A 19,271-nucleotide genomic window follows, 5' to 3' on the forward strand; every position below is an offset into this window, starting at 1 on the left:
CCAGACGGCGAAATTCAGCGGGAGTGTTCCCATGCGCAAGCAGCCCGGCTTCACTGCCTTTGTCGCTCTGACCGGCGCCATGGTTCTCTCCATGGCGAACATGGCGGGCGCGCAGACCTACAAGGCCGAAGACATCGTCAAGCATTTCGGGCCGGCGGTCGCGCCCAAGCCCGCCCTGACGCGGGGGCTCTGCGTCGGTACCGAGGCCGAATGTGCCAGGGCCGGGCAGGTGGTCGAGCCCGCCAAGCCCGTCAGCGCCTTCGACCTCGTGGTGAAGTTCAAATACAATTCCGACGAGCTGGAGCCCGAGGCCAAGCTCAACCTGGACGAGTTCGCGAAGGCGCTGAAGAACCCGCAGCTCGCGAAGCAGACCTTCATGGTCGAGGGGCATACCGACGCCGCCGGCAGCGCGTCCTACAACCTCAACCTGTCGCAACGCCGCGCGCAGGCCGTCGTCCGCTATCTCGGCGGGCATGGCGTCAAGGCCTCCAACCTGGTGGCCAAGGGCTACGGGCAGAGCAAGCCGATCGCGGCCGATCCGCTCTCCGGCGACAACCGTCGGGTCGAGACCCGCCTGCGGACCGAGTGAAGCAAGACGAGAGGCGGCTGCGGCGCCTCCGGCCGTGGCCGGGGCGCTGCTCCTTTGAGCGGGGAGAGCGATGGCGGGCCTGAATTTCGCCGAACTGACGAAGCCGATCTCGGCAGACGAGCCCTGCGGGCCGGATCTCGAGGACGATCTCGATTTCATGAATGCCACGGCGCGGCTCGAGGTCGCGCTGCCGGCCTCGTATTTTCGCCGCGACGACGACGGCCGGCAGATTGCCTTCGACCGGACGAGCATCGAGTTTCCCGCCGCCTTCGCCGAGCTCGGCAAGCTGCTGGAGCGCTCGCGCGACCTCAGGCTCTTCGTGCTCGCGGCCAAGCTCACGATCCTCAATCGCGACGTACCGGGATTCACGGCGTGCCTCTCAGCCATGGCCGATCTCCTCGGCTCGCACTGGGAGGAGGTGCATCCGCGCGCGATGGATGGCGATTTCGTGATGCGCGAGGTCGCCCTGCAGGGGCTCGACGAACTGGCGACGGTGGTGCTGCCGCTGCAGCACGCCCCGCTCTTCGTCAGCCGGCGGATCGGCCCGCTCATGTTCCGCAGCCAGCTCGTGGCCAGCGGTGAGACCAAGCTGGTCGATGGCGAGCAGCATCCCGATGCGAGCACGATCCAGGCGGCGCTCAGCGAGGCCGATGTCGACGATCTGGTCGCGGTTCTCGGCCGTGCGAATGCGGGGCGCGACGCGCTCGCGCGCCTGCGGACGAGCTGGCTGGAGAAGGTCGGTGTCGATCATCCCCTTAGCTTTCCGCGCCTGGCGGCGCTGCTGGACCAGATCGCTACCTTCCTCGATGCCGCGGTCGCGCGGCGCGTCCCGGGCCATCAAGCGGCGGGTCTGGAGCCGGCGGCGACCGGTCCGCAGGGCTCGGCAGCAAACACCGTCAGCTTCAGTCCCGGCAGCGTTTCGAGCATCCTCCAAGTGAAGGATACGCTCTCTGCCTGCCTCGGCTACTTTCGCAAAACCGAGCCGTCGAGCCCGGCCGTCCTGCTGATCGGGCAGGCGCAGCAGCTGATCGGAAAGTCGTTGATCGAGGTCATCCAGATCATGTTCCCCGAGCATGTCGACAAGGCGGTGATCGAGATCGGCGAGCAGCGCCGGTTCCGCTTGCCGCTCGAGCGGCTGCCGGCGCCTGACGGCTACGAGGCGGAGAGTGCCTACGAAGCCGATGGCGATGCGGACCAGAGCTACGGCGACGGTTCGGAGGAGGCCGAGGAGAGCTACGACAGCGATGCCGAGGCCGGCGATGACGCTTCCGAAGGCGGGGCGGAGGAGGAGGTCGCCGCAGAGGCGGCTGAGACTTCCAGTCCCCCGCCGAGCCCGGTGCCGTCCACGATCGTGATCGGCAGCCGCGCGGATGCGGTGGGTGCGATGAGGGCGGTCGCCGCCTTCTATCGCCAGGTCGAGCCCTCGCACCCGACGCCGCTCCTCATGGACAAGGCCTGTGCGCTGGCGCAGCATGATTTCATGTCGCTTCTCGGCAACATCCTGCCAGATGTCGTGCCGTTGCCGGAGACCGACAGCTAGGGAAGTTTTTCGTCATTGCCTTGAACCTCCCGTCACGGTCGCGAGACTATATCGATGACGGGTGAAACCGGATAGGATGTCACGTTACGTCGGCGTGGCACGAATGCAGAGGGGCACGTCACATGGCCGGAGATTCTGGACAGAAGTTCATCCGCCGCAACAGGCCGCCTCGGGTCCACATCACCTATGAGGACCCGTACAACGCGGAGCAGAAGATCGAATTGCCCTTCGTGATGGGCGTGATGGCCGATCTCTCGGGCAATGCCTCGGCGATCGAGAAATCCGACATCTCGCAGCGCAAGTTCCTCGACTTCGACATGGACAATTTCGATCAGCGCATGGCCGCGATCGAGCCGGCCGTGTCCTTCAACGTGCCCAACAAGCTGGGCGACGACAGCAGCGAGAAGCTCTCGGTGGCGCTCAAGTTCTCGAAGTTCGAGGACCTCAACCCGGCCGCGATCGCCCGCCAGATCCCGGCGACGGCGAGGCTGCTGGAGGCGCGCGAGCAGCTCGCCAACCTGCTGCGCTACATGGACGGCAAGATGGCCGCGAGCGACCAGATCAAGGCGCTGCTGGCCGATCCCCAGTTGATGGCGGCGCTGAAGGACAGGCTCGGCAAGGGCGAGCATTCCGAAGACAAGACGGCAAACTGAGGCAGGGCGCAGGCCCGCCTCCGGAGCGCGACGCGAGGAACCGGAACCGGTTTTCGCGAGAGCGACGCTCCGGACGATCTGAAGCGATCCCGTCCGCATGGGACGGGGCAGGGCCTGCAGGCGATTAAGCGAGCGAGGCGGCAATGGCAGCGGAAGCACAATCCCAACAGCCCGGCGGGGCAGCAGTCGAGACGCGCGAGATCGACGATTTCTCGGCGATCCTGAAGCAGAGTTTCAAGCCCAAGACGGAACGCGCGGCGACCGAGGTCGAGAACGCGGTCGCGACCCTGGTCAATCAGGCGCTGGCGGACCAGACCCTGATCAAGGGCGACGTCATCGACACGATCGAGGAGATGATCGCAAGGCTTGACGCCAAGCTGACCGAGCAGATGAACGAGGTGCTGCACGCGCCGGAGTTCCAGAAGATCGAAAGTGCCTGGCGCGGTCTCAACTATCTCGTCTTCAATTCGGAGACGGACGCACAGTTGAAGATCAAGGTGATGAACGTCTCCAAGAGCGAGCTCTATCGCAATCTCAAGACGTTCCCCGGCGCGCGCTGGGACCAGAGCCCGCTGTTCAAGCAGATCTACGAGCAGGAATTCGGCCAGCTCGGCGGCCAGCCCTTCGGCTGCCTGGTCGGCGACTATCATTTCAGTCATGTCCCGACCGACGTGCAGTTGCTGCGCGATCTGTCGAAGGTGGCGGCGGCGGCGCATGCGCCCTTCTTCGCCGGTGCCGACCCGACCCTGATGGGGATGGATGCCTGGACGGAGCTGTCGAACCCGCGCGATCTCGGCAAGGTCTTCGATACGCCTGATTATGCCGCCTGGAAGGGCCTGCGCGATGCGGCGGATTCCCGCTATGTCGGCCTGTGCCTGCCACGGGTGCTGTCGCGGGTGCCCTATGGCGCCAAGTCGGAGCCGGTCGAGGAATTCGCCTTCGAGGAGGATACCGACGGGCACAAGGGCGAGAAATACGCCTGGATGAACGCGGCCTATGCCATGGCGGTCAACGTCAACCGCGCCTTCAAGGAATATGGCTGGTGCACGCGCATCCGTGGCGTGCAGTCGGGCGGCGAGGTGCTCAACCTGCCGACCCATACCTTCCCGACCGATGATGGCGGCGTCGACCTGAAATGCCCGACCGAGATCGCGATCAGCGACCGGCGCGAGGCGGAGTTGGCGAAATCCGGCCTGATCCCGCTGATCCATCGCAAGAACACCGACAAGGCCGCCTTCATCGGCGCCCAGTCGCTCTACAAGCCCAAGGCCTTCTCGGGGCCGGACGGCGTGGCGGCCACCGCATCCGACAACCTGTCGTCGCGGCTGCCCTACATGTTCGCGGTCTCGCGCTTCGCGCACTACCTGAAGTGCATGGTTCGCGACAAGATCGGCTCCTACAAGGAAAAGGAGCCGCTGCGGCGCTGGCTGCAGGAGTGGATCACCGACTATGTCGACGGCGATCCGGTCAATTCCAGCGAAGAGACGAAGGCGCGGCGCCCGCTCTCCGATGCGCGCATCGATGTCTTCGAGGACGAGGAGAATCCTGGCTACTACTCGGCCAAGTTCTATCTGCGGCCGCACTTCCAGCTCGAAGGCATGGATATCGGCCTGAGCCTGGTCTCGCGACTGCCAGCTCCCAAGCAGTGATCGTCACCTGATCTACGGGTGACGGCGACAACGAGGATCTTCGGCGTGCCGGCCGGTCGAGGCCGGCGCGACAGGAGAAGTGCGTCCACAGCGGGCCCGCATCCGCGCGCCCATAGCAATCCCTACTCTGGAGGTAACAATGGCTAGCGACTTCCTGCTCGAGATCGATGGCATCAAGGGCGAAAGCAAGGACAAGAACCACAAGGACACGATCGAAGTGGATTCCTTCTCCTGGGGCATCAGCAATGCGGGCTCGCATGCGTCCAATGCCGGCGGCGGCGCCGGCAAGGCGAGCTTCCAGGACATCCATTTCACGGCCTCGGTCGGCAAGGCCTCGGCCAACCTGGCGCTGTCCTGCGCCAGCGGCAAGCACATCAAGAAGGCGGTGCTCTTCGTGCGCAAGCAGGGCGAGACGCAGCAGGACTATTATGTGGTCACGCTGGAGGACCTGCTGGTGTCGAGCTACCAGTCGGGCGACGCCGCCGGCGGGGCGAGCATCCCGACCGACCAGTTCTCGCTGAACTACGCGAAGATCAAATACGAGTACAAGCCGCAGAAGCAGGACGGCTCGCTCGACGCGCCGATCACCATGACCTGGGACATCAAGACCCACTCCAAGTGAGCTGAAGCTTGTCGGCCCCGGCACCCGCCGGGGCCGATGGCCTGTCTTGCTTTGCCTTGCCTTGCCGATGGTACATCAGACCATGGTCGATCCGATCTCGAAGAAGCGGCTGCGGCCGCCTTTGATGTTCGCATTCCGGGAGGCGCATCTGGAAAAGGATGCGAGGACCGCGCTCGACCTGAGGGACGAGGGCGGTGAACGCGTGATCGCGCCCCGCCGCGCCGCGCCGCGGGCCGCGATCACCGAGCAGAAGCTGCGCCGCGAGATCGCCGTCGATCTCGATGCGCTCGTCAACACCATCAATCTCGGCTCCTGCGTCGATCTCTCAGGGCTGGAGCACGTGCGCCGCTCGGTGCTCAACCACGGTTTTCCCGACATGACGCGGCTGTCGATCGACGAGCACCGGGTCGACGCGATCCGCGAGGACCTGGCCAATGTTCTGGTCGGCTACGAGCCGCGCCTGATCCGCAAGTCGGTCGCGGTCGAGCGCGACCAGAGCCTCGATCCGGCCGAATTGAAGATCCGCTTCCTGGTTCGCGCCGATCTGAATTGCGAACCGCTCAATATTCCCGTCCAATTCATCGCCGATCTCGAACTCGATACCGGCAAGATCGCGATCAAGGGGCGGTGACGCGATGAACCAGGAGTTTCTCGACCTCTACAACCAGGAACTCCGGCTCTTCATGGAGCATAGCAAGGAGTTCGCGGAGGAGTATCCCGGCATCGCCGAGCGGCTCGGTGGGCTCGCCGGGGAGCGCATGGACCCGATGGTCGGCGGCCTGCTGGAGGGCGCGGCCTTTCTTGCCGCCCGCGTCCAGCTCAAGCTCCGGCACGAGTTTCCCGAATTCACCAACAACCTGATCGAGCAGCTGCTGCCGAACTATCTGGCGCCGACGCCCTCGGCGCTGCTGGCCGGCGTGGCGCCGCCCTATTCGGACCCGGCCCTGCGCGAGGGTCTGCGCATCGCGCGCGGCTCCTATATCGACGCGACCTATCTGGAGCGCGAGCGCCGGGTCGCGTGCCGTTACCGGCTGGGCGGAGACGTCACGCTCTGGCCCTTCGAAATCACGGCGGCCGAGTACATCCCGGCGCCTGGGCCATTGCAGGCGCTGGGCCTGCGTACCGGCCCACGGGCACTGTCGGGCCTGCGCATCTCTCTGAACCATCGGGTCATGGCCGATCGGGAGCTGGAGCCCTCCGCCGCGCAGGCGCTGAAGAACCCGGCGAGCTGGTTCGCCGGCTGCCGGACCCGCGAATTGCCGTTCCATCTGCTCGGCAGCGAAGGAGACGCGGTCGCGCTTTACGAGCAGCTGTTCTCGAATTGCGTCGGCATCCATTTCCGCCATCTCGACGAATTCGGCGATCCCGTGGTGACGCCGGGCGATGGTTGCCGGATCGAGCAGATCGGGTTCGACGAGGATGAGGCGCTGCTGCCGGCCGATACCCGCGTCTTCCGTGGCTTCGACCTGTTGCGGGAGCTGTTCTGGTTCCCGCGCAAGTTCCTCGGCTTCCGGCTGGAGGGGCTTAGCGGTGTTATGCCGAAGCTCAAGGCCAAGGCAGTCGACATCATCTTCGTCTTCGACGAGGTGAACACGCGTTTGCCCGGCGCCGTGCGCAAGGAGATGTTCGCGCTCTACGCGTCGCCCGCGATCAACCTGTTCGAGAAGACGACAGACCGTATCCCGGTCAAGACGAACCAGCACGAGTTCCATGTCGTGCCGGACCGCAGTCGCGCGCTCGACTACGAGCCGCACAGTATCCTCTCGGTGCACGCGCATTATGTCGGCGGGCGCGAGAAGCAGCCGGTCCATCCGCTCTATTCCTCGCCGGAGGGCGCCTCGCCGACGCAGGGGCTGCATTATACGCAGCGCCGACTGCCGCGACGCCGCTCCTCGGCCGAACGCCGCCAGGGCAAGGCTTCCGACTATACGGGCACGGAGATGTTCATCTCGCTGGTCGAGCCGGCGAGCGTCTCCGACACGTCCTCGGTCGCCGAACTCAGCGTGCGGGCACTCTGCTCCAACCGGCACCTGACCGAGCACCTGCCGACCGGGCAGGGCGGTGCCGATTTCCGCCTGATCGACAATGTCTCGCTCGACATCGCCTGCCTTGCCGGACCGACGCCGCCGCGCGAGCCGGTCGTGTCCCAGCTCAAGCTGCGCTCGGAGACCGCCAGCACCGGCGTCGTGACCTGGCGCCTGGTCAACCTGATCAGCCTCAACCATCTCGGGCTCGTCCAGCGCGGGGCGGGCGAGAATGGGGAGGCGCTGCGCGAACTGCTATCGCTCTTCGCCGATCTCGCCGACAGCGCGACCGAGCGGCGCATCCGCGGCATCAAGAGTGTCGACAGTCGCGCGGTCGTGCGCCGCTTTCCGCAGCGGGCGGGGACGGGTGCTGCACGCGGGCTCGAAATCACCGTGCTGCTCGACGAGAAGGCCTTCGAGGGTTCCGGCGTCTTCCTGCTGGGCGCCGTGCTCGACCGCTTCTTCGCCGAATACGCGGCGATGAACCATTTCACCCAGACGGTGATCCGCACCGTCGAGCGCGGCGAGGTCATGCGCTTTCCGCCGCGGGCCGGCGCGAGGCGCATCCTGTGAGCGAGGACGCCGCCACCCCGCTGGAGAAGGCGCCGAACTACCAGGCGCAGCTCGAGGCCGAGCCCTGGCGCTTCGACTTCTACGCGGTGATGCGCCGGCTGGAGCGGAGCTTTCCGGACCGGCCGCGGGTCGGCGAGGTCGTCTCGCGACGAGATGAATATGTCGCGCTGGGCGAGCAGCCTTATCTCGACTTCCCGGCATCGAGCCTTGCCGAGGCCGACCGCGACGGGCAAGGGCGCCTGCGGCTCTTCGTCAAGTTCCTCGGCCTGCTCGGGCCGCAGGGGCCATTGCCGCTGGCGACGACCGAGGAGAGCTACCACTGGACGTTGGCGCGCGACGACGCCTTCCCGCGCTTCCTCGACATCTTCAACCACCGCTTCCTGCAGTTGTTCTACCGGGCCTGGGCGGATTCGCGGCCGATCGCGCAGCATGACCGGCCCGATCTCGACCGCTTCGCCGCCTATATCGGCAGCATGATCGGGGTGGGCTCGAAGCCCTATCTCAAGCAGGACACGGTGCCCGATGCCGAGAAGCTCGCGCATGCCGGCTTGATCGGCGCGCAGGCGAAATCGGCGTCGCGCCTGCGGCGCTTCCTCGCCGGCCTGTTCAAGGCCGATATCGAGATCGAGCAGTTTGCCGGGATGTGGCTGGTCTTCGATCCGGCCGACCGCTCGCGGCTTGGCGGTTCGCATTGCACGCTGGGCGGCGACGCTTTGCTGGGCGGCAGCGTCTACAGCGTCGAGGACAAGTTCCGCGTGAAGATCGTCGCGCGCGACCTCGAACAATTCGAGCGCTTCCTGCCGAACGGGGACCGCTGCGAGCCGCTGGCGGATGCGGTGTTCTTCCATCTCGGCGAGCAGTTCGAATGGGATGTCGAGCTCGCGTTGCCGGTCGGTGAGGTCAAGCCGGTCCGGCTCGGACAGTCCGGCCATCTCGGCTGGACGAGCTGGATGGCGCCGAACTGGGATGTCGAGGAGGGCGCCTTGCGCCGCGACGCCCGCTTCCACCCCGCCGAAAGCCTGCGCCTGAAACGAAGCCGCGCTGCGGCCACTGGACACTGAAGGGGACGACCATGGCCGATATCAGCCTCGAAGCCGTCACAGGCAAGCTCAACCGGGTCGGCTACGACACCTTCCTGCAGGCGCTCCGGCAGGCGAAGGGGGCGGGGAACCGCAATGTCGAGCTGGCGCATTGGCTGCTCCAGATCCTGCAGGGCACGTCGAACGACCTGACCCTGACGGCAGACCATTACAAGCTCGACCGTGCCAAGATGCTGATGGAGCTTGGCGGCGTGGTCGAGGGCTTCCGCCGCAACGAGACGGAGATGCCGGGCATCGCCAACCATATCGTCGATATCCTCGACCGTGGCTGGCATTATGCGACCCTGTTTTTCGGGGAGACGCAGATCAGGACCGGCCATCTCTTGGTCGCGGCGCTGAAATCGACCGAACTGCGCCGTGTTCTGACGGGGCTCTCCAAGGAATTCTCCAAGATCCCGGTCGAGGAACTGGCCGCAGGCCACGGCAAGATCTGGGAAAGCTCGGAAGAGGAAAACCTCCGGCCGATGGACGGCTCTGGCCTGCGTGCGGCGGGAACGCCCGGCGCGGAGCAGGCCGAGGGCGCGAAGGGCACGACCGCGCTCGACCGCTTCTCGCAGGACCTCACCGTCAAGGCCCGCTCCGGCACGATGGACCCGATCCTCGGCCGCGACGACGAGATCCGGCAGGTCATCGACGTGCTGATGCGGCGGCGCCAGAACAATCCGATCCTCACCGGCGAGGCCGGCGTCGGCAAGACCGCGATCGCCGAGGGCTTTGCCCAGCGCGTCGCTTCCGGCGATGTGCCGCCGCCACTCCGAGGCGTGCGCGTCTGCGCGCTCGATATCGGCCTGATGCAGGCCGGTGCCTCGATGAAGGGCGAGTTCGAGCAGCGCCTGCGCTCGGTGATCGACGAGGTGCAGTCCTCGCCGACGCCGGTGATCCTGTTCATCGACGAGGCGCATACGCTGATCGGCGCTGGCGGGCAGGCCGGCACGGGCGATGCCGCCAACCTCCTGAAGCCGGCGCTGGCGCGCGGCACTTTGCGCACCATCGCGGCGACGACATGGTCGGAATACCGCCAGTATTTCGAGAAGGACCCGGCGCTGACCCGGCGCTTCCAGCCGGTGCAGGTCGACGAGCCGGATGTGGCGCGCTGCTGCACCATGCTGCGTGGGCTGATCGGCCCGATGGAGAAGCACCACAAGGTCCGCATCTCGGACGCGGCGATCGTCGCGGCGGTCTCGCTGTCGCATCGCTACATTCCGGCGCGTCAGCTCCCCGACAAGGCGGTGAGCCTGCTCGACACGGCCTGCGCCCGCGTCGCCATCAGCCAGAGCGCGACGCCGGCCGCGATCGAGGATGCGCGCGTCGCGATTGCCTCGCTAGAGCAGGAAAAGGCGGCGCTGACGGCGGATGCCGATCTCGGCACCGATGCCACCAAGCGCCTTGGCGAGATCGAAGCCGAGATCGCGGAGCGGCAGGAGAAGCTCTCGGGCCTCGAAGGCGCCTGGGCGGGCGAGCTCGCCATCGTCGAGGAGATCAAGGCGCTGCGCACCAAACTCGGCGAAAAGGCGCCGGGCGGGGAGGCGAAGAAGGAAAGCGGCACGCAGGAGGCGAACGAGAATGTCGCGCCTGCGCCGACTGAGGCGGAGGCTCCCGCTCTGGAGGCTGCTGCCGATCCGGAAGAATCCCGTGCTGTCCTCAACACGAAATTCGCGGCACTGAGCGAGATCGATCCGGCCAACCGGATGATCTACGCCCATGTCGACGAGCAGTCGGTGGCTTCCGTCGTCTCGGACTGGACCGGCATTCCGGTCGGCCGGATGGTCAAGGACGAGATCGAGACCGTGCTCAACCTCGCGGAGACGCTGAACAAGCGCGTCGTCGGCCAGGGCCACGGCATCGGCATGATCGCCAAGCGCATCGAGACCAACCGCGCCAGGCTCGACAATCCCAACAAGCCGATCGGCGTGTTCATGCTCTGCGGCCCCTCCGGTGTCGGCAAGACCGAGACGGCGCTGGCGCTGGCGGAATCGCTCTATGGCGGCGAGCAGAACGTTATCACTATCAACATGAGCGAGTTTCAGGAGGCGCATACCGTCTCGACGCTGAAGGGCGCGCCTCCCGGCTATGTCGGCTATGGCGAGGGCGGGCGGCTGACGGAGGCCGTGCGGCGAAAGCCCTATTCGGTGGTGCTGCTCGACGAGGTCGAGAAGGCGCATCCCGACGTCCACGAGCTGTTCTTCCAGGTCTTCGACAAGGGCCAGATGGAGGATGGCACCGGCCGGCGCATCGACTTCAAGAACACGCTGATCATCCTGACCTCGAATGTCGGCACCGATGAGATCATGAGCCTGTCCGCCAATGGCGCGGCCAAGCCTGATCCCGAGGTCATGGCGGTGAGTCTGAGGCCCGCGCTGCTCAAGGTGTTCCCGCCGGCGTTGATCGGGCGGCTCGTCACTATTCCGTATTACCCGCTGTCCTCGGACATGCTGGCCGGGATCGTCAGGCTCCAGCTCGGTCGCATCGGCAAGCGGCTCAGCGAGAACCACAAGGCGGCCTTCGTCTACGACGATGCGGTCGTCGAGCATATCGTCGGCCAGTGCAACGACCCGGATTCGGGCGGACGCATGATCGACAACATCATCACCAACTCGATGCTGCCGGCGCTTTCGCGCGCGATTCTCAACCTGCAGCTGGAGAAGAAGCCGCTGACCGAGGCGAAGGTCTCGGTCGAGGAGGGCCAATTCGCCTATCGGGTGGCGTGAACCGCCGCCGCGTGCTCCGCGACTAATGGCGGCTGGGGGCGGCGCATCCTTCGGGTGCGGCCCGGTGCTCCGGCTTGTCGACGGGGCACCGGATGCCCGGGACGCGATCCGCGTTTCCCGGCCCGATGCTTCAGGCCGCAGGGAGACGTTGGATGGCCTGGTCTGAATATGCCGACTGGTGGGATAAGCAGAAGCTTGAGACCGAGAAGATCCTCGGCGAATGGGTTCAGGATAATCCGCAATGGTGGGCGGTGGCTGTCGCCACCGGCGTGCAGACCTCGATGGACCTGGGTGGAGGCTACGTCGATGTGCTGCGCTTCGGCGAAGGCATCGCTGAGGGTGGCCTGGCCGGGGTGGGCAAGGATGCGCTGCGCCTGCTTGCCATCCTGGGGCCGCTGGGCAAGGGCGGCGGGATGCTGTCGCGACTCATCCACACGCAGGCCATACGGCTCGCGGTGCAGGTCAAGGGCGTGACCGGACCCTGCACCTTCCAGGCGGTCAATAACGTCGTGGCGATCACGCGCGGCAAGACCTATTTCATCACCCTCGATGAAATGGCTGCCGCAGCCGGAAGGGCGGTCGGCTCGCTCGGGAGGAACAAGAAAGGGGTGCCGATACTTGCCATGTCGGTCGAAAACGGTCTGCAGTTCCTGATGGCGCAGGGAGCCAAGATCACGCGCCTAAATCAGGCACAGACCGTCAGGGACATCGTCCGCGCCGCCGAAACCCAGGATGGCGTGGTGGTCTTTGCCATCCGCTGCTGGGTGAAGACGGCCAAGGGCGAGATGCTGGAGGTTAAGCACACGGTCCTTGCGGTGCGGGACATCTTCGGGCGGGTCCGCTTCTCCGACTACAAGGGCAAGTACTTCACGACGCTCGAGGATCTGGTCCGGCGCTGGGGGCGGCTTCACACCCCTATGGGGCTGATGGAGGGACAGTCCGTCGGCCTGGTCAATACCCTGGGGCCTACTGCCGTGATGGAGAGCATGCTCGCACTCGTACCGGGGGCGGCCATGCTGATCGCGGGCGTCACCGCGATCGAGACGAGCGAGGGCGTCGATTTCGCAGTTCCCGTCGTGGTGGCGGCGACCTCCGTTCCCTCCAGGCGCGACCCGGCACCGCCGGAGATCGTCAAGAGCAGCTTCAAGGTCTATCGCGAGCGCCGGCAGGGCAAGACCGTGATCCGGCTCCCGGAGATCGCGATCAAGGCCGGCAAAAAGGCCGCGCCGAAACCGGAATACCTCACGGGGGTGCAGTTCCGGCTCAATGCGCTCGGCTTCGGCGCCGGACGTGTCGACGGCATCAAGGGGCCGAAGACCGCCAAGGCGGTGAAGCTCTTCCAGAAAGCCTATCCGCCGCTCAAGGTCGACGGGGTCCCGGGACCGAAGACGCAGGAAAAGCTCGTCGAGATCTGCGGCTTCTGAGGCTGGCTGCTCCGGCGATCCCGGCTTGCCTGCCGGGATCGCCGATTGTTGCGGAACAGATTCCGTTTCCGGTCGTAAGTCATTGTTCTCGAAGGCGAATTTAATCAGGTGGCTGTGGCTGATTCCCGCTGCATGAAATCGTCGAGCGCCTCGCTCTCGGCCTTCGACAATCGCAGGCCGAGCTTGCCGCGGCGCCAGAGCACATCCTGCGCCCGGCGCGCCCATTCCGCCTTCATCAGGTAGCGGATTTCGCGCTCGTAGAGGTCCGCGCCGAAATGCCGGCCGAGGTCGGCGAGGCTCTTCGCATCGCCGAGGATATCGCGGGCGCGGGTGCCATAGGCGCGGGCGAGCCGCGTCGCGCTGCGGCGTTCGAGCCAGGGATAGGTGCTCGCGATCCCGCTCACGAGCGCATCGAAGCCGCCGACCGGGAAATCGCCGCCGGGCAGGGCGCCGGCAACCGTCCATTCGGCGCGGGCGGCCCAGGGCGCGAGCGGCGCGAGCTTCGCGATCGCGGCCTCGGCGAGGCGGCGATAGGTCGTGATCTTGCCGCCGAAGACGGAAAGCAATGGCGCCTCGCCTTCGGGAGCGTCGAGCGTCAGCACGTAGTCGCGCGTCGCTTCCTGCGCCTTGGATGCGCCGTCGTCATAGAGCGGGCGCACGCCCGAATAGGTCCAGACCACCGAAGCCGGCGTGACGGGCTGGCGGAAATATTCGCTCGCGGCGGCGCAGAGATAGGCGATCTCGTCCGGCGTCGCGACGACCTCGGCGGGGTCGCCGTGATAGTCGCGGTCGGTCGTGCCGATCAGCGTGAAATCCTGCTCGTAGGGAATCGCGAAGATGATGCGTCCGTCCGCGTTCTGGAAGATGTAGCAGCGGTCGTGCTCGTAAAGCCTGGGCACGACGATATGGCTGCCCTGGACCATGCGGACGCCGGCCTTGGCATTGGTGTGGATGACGCCGTTCAGGACCTCGCCGACCCAGGGACCGGCGGCGTTGATAAGCGTGCGCGCCCAGACAGTCTGGCGGCCTTCGGGGCCGTCCGTGTCGAGCTGCCAGAGGTCGTTCTCGCGCCGCGCCGCAGTCACGCGTGTGCGGGTGTGGATCGCGGCGCCGCGCACGGCGGCGTCCATCGCGTTCAGCACGACAAGGCGGGCATCCTCGACCCAGCAATCGGAATATTCGAAGGCCTTGGCCTGATCGTCCTTGAGCGGCCTGCCGACCGCGTCATGGGCGAGGTCGAGCGTGCGCGTCGCCGGCAGGAGCTTGCGGCCGCCGATATGGTCGTAGAGGAACAGGCCGAGCCGCAGCAGCCAGGCCGGGCGCAGGCCCTTGTGATGCGGCAGCACGAAGCGCAGCGGTCGGATGATATGCGGTGCGATCGCCCAGAGCCGCTCGCGCTCCATCAGCGCCTCGCGCACCAGCCGGAACTTGTAATGCTCGAGATAGCGCAGGCCGCCATGGATCAGCTTGGTCGAGCGCGAGGAGGTGGCGCTCGCGAGATCGTCCTTCTCGAACAGCACGACCGAGGCGCCGCGCCCGGCCGCATCGCGGGCGATACCCGCGCCGTTGATGCCGCCGCCGATGACGGCGAGGTCGTAGGAGGTGGCGGGGGCGGTGCCGAAGCCGGCTAAGGGCGAGGTCGTTTCGGAAGCCATGCGCGTCTTCTGGAAGGCTGGAAAAGGCTGATCGATGGCGCCATCCAATCCCGGCCGGGACGACGCGGCAAGCCCCGCTCCTGTGGTCAATTCGAGGAGGATGTCAATTCGGGTGGCTTGACGCGCGGCGCGCGAGGCCGGAACAGGGCCGCGAAGCGAGGCATGGCGGCGGGATGAGCCAGTCGGTGGAACGAGAGCACGGGAGGCGGTTTCCGGAGCGGGCGGAGGCCGTCCTTCGCACGGCGCTGGAACATGCCGGCGCGGCGATCCTGGCGGTGCTGTTTCTCGTCGTCATGGCGACTGTCCTGCAGCGCTATCTGTTCGGCGGCGGCTTCGTCTGGTCGGACGAGCTCGCGATCTGGCTGCATCTGGCGCTGATCGCGGTCGGTGCGCCGCTTGCCGTCACCGGCATGCTGGCGATGCGTCTCGATGTTCTGGTCCGCTTGCTGCCGGCGTTGCCGCAGCGGATTGCGGCCGTTCTCGCGGATGCCATCGCCTTCCATGGTGCGCTCGTGCTGGCTGCGGGCGGGGCGAATGTCGCCGCGCTCGTTGGCGGGCATTCGACCGTGCTCGGCCTGCCGGAAGCCCTGCGCTTTGCCGCCTTCGCCTGTGGCGGCGGGTTGACGCTCCTGATGCTGTTCCTGCGGGGTGGAACCGAGCGCGGCTGGGCCGGCGCGTTCGCTGCGCTCATGCTCGGTGGCTGTCTCTACGGGCTGGCGCAGCTCTCCTTCGATCTCTTCCCGACGCCGAGCCTCGTCGCAGCACTCGTCGCGGGGGCAGGGCTTTTGCTTGGTGCGCCCTTGCCATTCGCGCTTCTGGCCGGCGTCTCGCTGACCGGGCCGTTCGGCGGCCTGATGCCGGAGCCGGCGATCGTGCAGACCATGGTCGGCGGTGTCGGCAAGTTCCTGCTGCTGGCGATTCCCTTCTTCCTGCTGGCCGGCGAATTGCTGACAGCGGGCGGGTTGGCCGAGCGCCTGATCCGCTTTGCCGCGACGCTGGTCGGCCATTGGCGGGCAGGGCTCGCGCAGACGGCGTTGGTCGCAAGCGTGCTGTTCTCGGGCGCCTCCGGCTCTTCGGTGGCGAATGCCGCCTTCGGAGCCAAGGTGATGGCGCCGACCCTGGTGGCGCGCGGCTATCCGCCGGCCAATGCGGCGGCGATCGTCGCGGGCGTCTCGATGCTCGACAACATCATCCCGCCCTCGATCGCCTTCCTGATCCTGGCGAGCGCGACCAATCTCTCGGTCGGCTCGCTTCTGGTCGGCGGCTTCGTCGCTGGCGGCGTGCTGGCGCTGGCGCTTGCGATCGGCATCCATCTCAGCGCGCGCGGCGTCGTCGGTGCGGCACCGAAGGCAAGCGCGGCGGAGCGGGGCAGGGCGCTGATCGGCGCCATTCCTGCGATCGGGCTCGGCATCGTCGTGGTCGTCGGCATCCGCTTCGGCGTGGTGACGGTGACGGAGGCTTCGGCACTCGCCGTCGCCTATGCCGTCATCGCCTGTCTCGCGCTGCGCAGGCTCAACGCGCGTGGCGTGCTTGCCGCCTTGCGCAAGTCGGCGGCGGAGGCTGCGGCGATCGGCCTCCTGATCGGCGCCTCGGCGCCCTTCGCCTTCCTGCTCGCGGTCGACCGGGTCTCCGAGCAGATGGCCGGGCTCGTCACCGCGTTCGGCGCCGGGCCCTATGCGGTGATGCTGCTCGCCAATCTCGTGCTGCTGGTCGCCGGGCTCTTCCTCGATATCGGCGCGGCCATCCTGCTGCTCGCGCCGCTGCTCCTGCCGGTGGCGGTCGCGGCGGGGCTCGACCCGATCCAGTTCGGCGTGGTGCTCGTCGTCAACCTGATGATCCATGGGCTGACGCCGCCGCTCGGCATCCTCGTCTATGTCGTCAGCGGCATCATGCGGGTGCCTGCCGGGGCCGTTTTCCGGGCGGTGCTGCCGTTGCTCGGCGTGCTGCTCGCGGCCCTCATGGTGCTGTCGCTGGGCATGGCTGCGTGGCCCGCGCTTGCGCCGGGGCTCAAGGCGCTGTTCTGATGCGCTTTCCTTCGCCCGGCGCCCGCGCCGTTCCATCGCCTACGCCGTGAGCCGGCCCGGACTTCGATATGATCTTCACCGACATCGCGACGCGGACCTACAACCACGGTTGGCGGCTCGACCCGATCATCCGCAGCCTGCTCGACACGGATTTCTACAAGCTCTTGATGCTGCAGATGATCCGGGCCTTCCACCCGGATGTGCAGGTCACCTTCTCGCTGATCAACCGCTCGAAGCATATTCGCCTCGCCGATATCGTCGACGAGGGCGAATTGCGGGCGCAGCTCGACCATGCCCGCTCGCTGCGCTTCACCAAGAACGAGCTGATCTGGCTGTCGGGCAACAGCTTCTACGGCAAGACGCAGATGTTCTCGCCGGATTTCATGGCTTGGCTCGCCGATTTCCAGTTGCCCGATTACGACCTGCGCAAGGTCGACGGCCAGTACGAATTGCATTTCGAAGGGCCCTGGACCGACAGCACGATGTGGGAAGTGCCGGCGCTGGCGATCGTCAACGAGCTCCGGGCGCGCCGGGTCATGGTCGGCCAGAAGCGCTTCTCGCTCGACGTGCTCTATGCCCGCGGCAAGGCCAAGATGTGGGACAAGGTCGAGCGGCTGCAGAAGCTGCCGAACCTCAAGCTCTCGGATTTCGGCACGCGCCGCCGCCACGGCCATCTCTGGCAGCGCTGGTGCGTCGAGGCGCTGAAGGAAGGGTTGGGCTCGGCCTTCACCGGCACCTCCAACGTGCTCTTGGCGATGGATGCCGATCTGGAAGCCATCGGCACCAATGCCCACGAACTGCCGATGGTGCTGGCGGCGCTCGCCGATTCGGACGAGGAATTGCTGCGCGCGCCCTATCGCGTTCTGGACGAATGGCGCCAGGTCTATGGCGGCAACCTGCTGATCGCGCTGCCGGACGCCTTCGGATCGCAGAGCTTCCTGCGCCATGCGCCGGACTGGGTCGCCGACTGGACCGGCTTCCGCCCCGACAGCGCGCCGCCGATCCCGGCCGGCGAGACGATCATGGCCTGGTGGCGCGAGCATGGGCGCGATCCGCGCGACAAGATGCTGGTCTTCTCCGACGGGCTCGATGTCGACGCGATCGAGCGCGTCTACCATCATTTCGACGGCAAGGTCCGCATGGCCTTCGGCTGGGGCACGGACCTCACCAACGACCTCGTCGGCTGCTCGCCGGACGGCTCGCGCGCGCTCGATCCGATCTCGCTGGTCTGCAAGGTCACCAAGGCCAATGGCCGCCCGGCCGTGAAGCTCTCCGACAATCCCGAGAAGGTCTCGGGCGATCCGGAGATGGTGAAGCGCTACCGGCGGGTGTTCGGGGTCTCGTGACCTAGCGTCAGCGAAATATGTTGCCATTATGTTCTCAGTGCGCCATCATGCTTGCGGGCTGGGGGGCTCGGCATGATGCGCTTACTGGTTGTGGTGCTTGCCATGCTCGTGGCGTGGCCGGCTGCATCGAACGCTCAGGAAACGGATTGCTCGGGATGCGGCGTGCCTCACCGCGAGGCCGCCGCGTTCAAGGCTTCGTTGCTGCTCACCGTCAAGAACCGCAGCTTTGTCGCGGCGGTCGCGGAAAAGGCCCGTGCGCAACCGCAGCCCGCGTCAGGACTCGTGCATGCGGATCTAGGGGTCGATATCTCGGTCGTCGTCGTTGAAGATCGCAAGAATACCTCTCGCTACGTCATGAGCGGTGAAGGAAAGCGTTTCGGGCTCAGCGACCAGGATATGATGAATGTTGGGCGGGAAAACTTGAAGCGCAGGGTCGCGCGCTTGCAGGTCGAGGAACATGGTCCCGTCAGGACCCTGTCCTTCGAGGCGGACTACAATGCGGCACTGCTGCTGCTCCCCGAGGTCTGGTCCGCGATCCCGAATCTTCCCGACGGCCTGGTCGTCGCGGTGCCGGCGCGCGATATCGTCGCCTTCGGTGATGGAGCCGATCCGGAGGCGCTCGCGGCCTTGCGGCGCATCGCTCGAATGCCGAGCGATGGCTATTCGGTGACGACGTTTCTTCTGCAGCGAGTCCGAGGTCGCTGGATGGTGAAGAATTAGCAAGGGCATCGCCGCTTTGGCGCCGCAGGACGCCGACGAGGCTGGTCGGCTTGCATCCCGCTTCAAAACCCCCTAATGCGACCGCGTTTCTGGGCCCGAAGGGCCGCCTTCGAGGACAAGGGTGTCATGGCCAAAGAGAAGTTTTCGCGGAACAAGCCGCACTGCAACATTGGAACGATTGGTCACGTTGACCATGGCAAGACGTCTTTGACGGCTGCGATCACGAAGGTTCTGGCTGAGACGGGCGGCGCTTCGTTCACGGCGTATGACCAGATCGACAAGGCTCCGGAAGAGAAGGCCCGCGGCATCACGATCTCGACCGCTCACGTCGAGTACGAGACGGCGAACCGCCACTACGCGCACGTCGACTGCCCCGGCCACGCCGACTACGTGAAGAACATGATCACGGGCGCGGCGCAGATGGACGGCGCGATCCTGGTTGTTTCGGCTGCCGACGGCCCGATGCCGCAGACCCGCGAGCACATCCTGCTGGCGCGCCAGGTCGGCGTTCCCGCGCTGGTGGTGTTCATGAACAAGGTCGACCTGGTCGACGACGCCGAGCTGCTTGAGCTCGTCGAGATGGAGATCCGCGAGCTTCTCTCGAAGTACGACTTCCCGGGCGACGACATCCCGATCACCAAGGG

The 19,271-nt window shown here is 66.3% G+C and carries 15 protein-coding genes; 14 read left to right on the top strand and 1 reads right to left on the bottom strand.

Annotated elements, in window-relative coordinates; all coding sequences use genetic code 11:
* The first annotated feature begins 31 nt into the window (after positions 1–31).
* The 10 genes from AC07NY_RS10125 to AC07NY_RS10170 all read left to right on the top strand — a co-directional run bounded on the left by AC07NY_RS10125 (position 32) and on the right by AC07NY_RS10170 (position 12,882).
* Positions 32–589 carry an OmpA family protein gene (locus tag AC07NY_RS10125; RefSeq protein ID WP_492287964.1) on the top strand — a complete coding sequence of 186 codons (558 nt, stop codon included), beginning with the start codon at positions 32–34 and terminating at the stop codon, positions 587–589.
* A gap of 70 nt (positions 590–659) precedes the next feature.
* Positions 660–2,129 carry a type VI secretion system protein TssA gene (locus AC07NY_RS10130; RefSeq protein ID WP_492287965.1) on the top strand — a complete coding sequence of 490 codons (1,470 nt, stop codon included), beginning with the start codon at positions 660–662 and terminating at the stop codon, positions 2,127–2,129.
* A gap of 122 nt (positions 2,130–2,251) precedes the next feature.
* Positions 2,252–2,782, top strand: coding sequence for a type VI secretion system contractile sheath small subunit (gene tssB / locus AC07NY_RS10135; RefSeq protein WP_494583608.1), 531 nt, complete (start codon positions 2,252–2,254; stop codon positions 2,780–2,782).
* A 143-nt stretch (positions 2,783–2,925) separates the two neighbouring features.
* Entirely contained in the window at positions 2,926–4,431 is a 1,506-nt protein-coding gene (gene tssC / locus AC07NY_RS10140; RefSeq protein ID WP_492287967.1) for a type VI secretion system contractile sheath large subunit, read from the top strand.
* A gap of 139 nt (positions 4,432–4,570) precedes the next feature.
* Positions 4,571–5,053, top strand: coding sequence for an Hcp family type VI secretion system effector (locus AC07NY_RS10145; RefSeq protein ID WP_492287968.1), 483 nt, complete (start codon positions 4,571–4,573; stop codon positions 5,051–5,053).
* A gap of 124 nt (positions 5,054–5,177) precedes the next feature.
* Positions 5,178–5,684, top strand: coding sequence for a type VI secretion system baseplate subunit TssE (locus AC07NY_RS10150; RefSeq protein ID WP_494583610.1), 507 nt, complete (start codon positions 5,178–5,180; stop codon positions 5,682–5,684).
* A gap of 4 nt (positions 5,685–5,688) precedes the next feature.
* A complete protein-coding gene (tssF, locus tag AC07NY_RS10155) occupies positions 5,689–7,650 on the top strand; it encodes a type VI secretion system baseplate subunit TssF (RefSeq protein WP_494583612.1) in 1,962 nt (653 codons plus the stop codon).
* Positions 7,647–8,711: a type VI secretion system baseplate subunit TssG gene (gene tssG, locus AC07NY_RS10160; protein ID WP_494583614.1), complete on the top strand. Its 1,065-nt coding sequence runs from the start codon at positions 7,647–7,649 to the stop codon at positions 8,709–8,711. The genes tssF and tssG overlap by 4 nt, the downstream gene beginning before the upstream one ends.
* Before the next feature lie 11 nt (positions 8,712–8,722).
* On the top strand, positions 8,723–11,458 hold the full coding sequence (gene tssH / locus AC07NY_RS10165) for a type VI secretion system ATPase TssH (RefSeq protein ID WP_494583616.1): 2,736 nt from the start codon (positions 8,723–8,725) through the stop codon (positions 11,456–11,458).
* 152 nt (positions 11,459–11,610) lie between these two features.
* Positions 11,611–12,882, top strand: coding sequence for a peptidoglycan-binding domain-containing protein (locus tag AC07NY_RS10170; protein ID WP_494583618.1), 1,272 nt, complete (start codon positions 11,611–11,613; stop codon positions 12,880–12,882).
* A 104-nt stretch (positions 12,883–12,986) separates the two neighbouring features.
* Here AC07NY_RS10170 and glpD read toward each other — a convergent pair whose 3' ends face one another.
* Positions 12,987–14,537: a glycerol-3-phosphate dehydrogenase gene (gene glpD / locus AC07NY_RS10175; RefSeq protein WP_494583620.1), complete on the bottom strand. Its 1,551-nt coding sequence runs from the start codon at positions 14,535–14,537 to the stop codon at positions 12,987–12,989.
* Positions 14,538–14,710: 173 nt separating this feature from the next.
* Between glpD and AC07NY_RS10180 the strand changes: the two genes are divergently transcribed.
* The 4 genes from AC07NY_RS10180 to AC07NY_RS10195 form a co-directional block, all read left to right on the top strand.
* Positions 14,711–16,561, top strand: a complete 1,851-nt coding sequence (locus AC07NY_RS10180) for a TRAP transporter large permease (RefSeq protein ID WP_494583622.1) — start codon at positions 14,711–14,713, stop codon at positions 16,559–16,561.
* A 68-nt stretch (positions 16,562–16,629) separates the two neighbouring features.
* Complete coding sequence (gene pncB, locus AC07NY_RS10185; protein WP_494583624.1) at positions 16,630–17,907, top strand: nicotinate phosphoribosyltransferase; 1,278 nt, start codon at positions 16,630–16,632, stop codon at positions 17,905–17,907.
* 72 nt (positions 17,908–17,979) lie between these two features.
* Complete coding sequence (locus tag AC07NY_RS10190; RefSeq protein ID WP_494583626.1) at positions 17,980–18,627, top strand: DUF1444 domain-containing protein; 648 nt, start codon at positions 17,980–17,982, stop codon at positions 18,625–18,627.
* 126 nt (positions 18,628–18,753) lie between these two features.
* The coding region (locus tag AC07NY_RS10195; RefSeq protein ID WP_494583627.1) for a GTP-binding protein at positions 18,754–19,271 on the top strand (518 nt) is incomplete at its 3' end.

The organism is Allobosea sp. GW821-FHT09G06 (genome assembly GCF_059416005.1).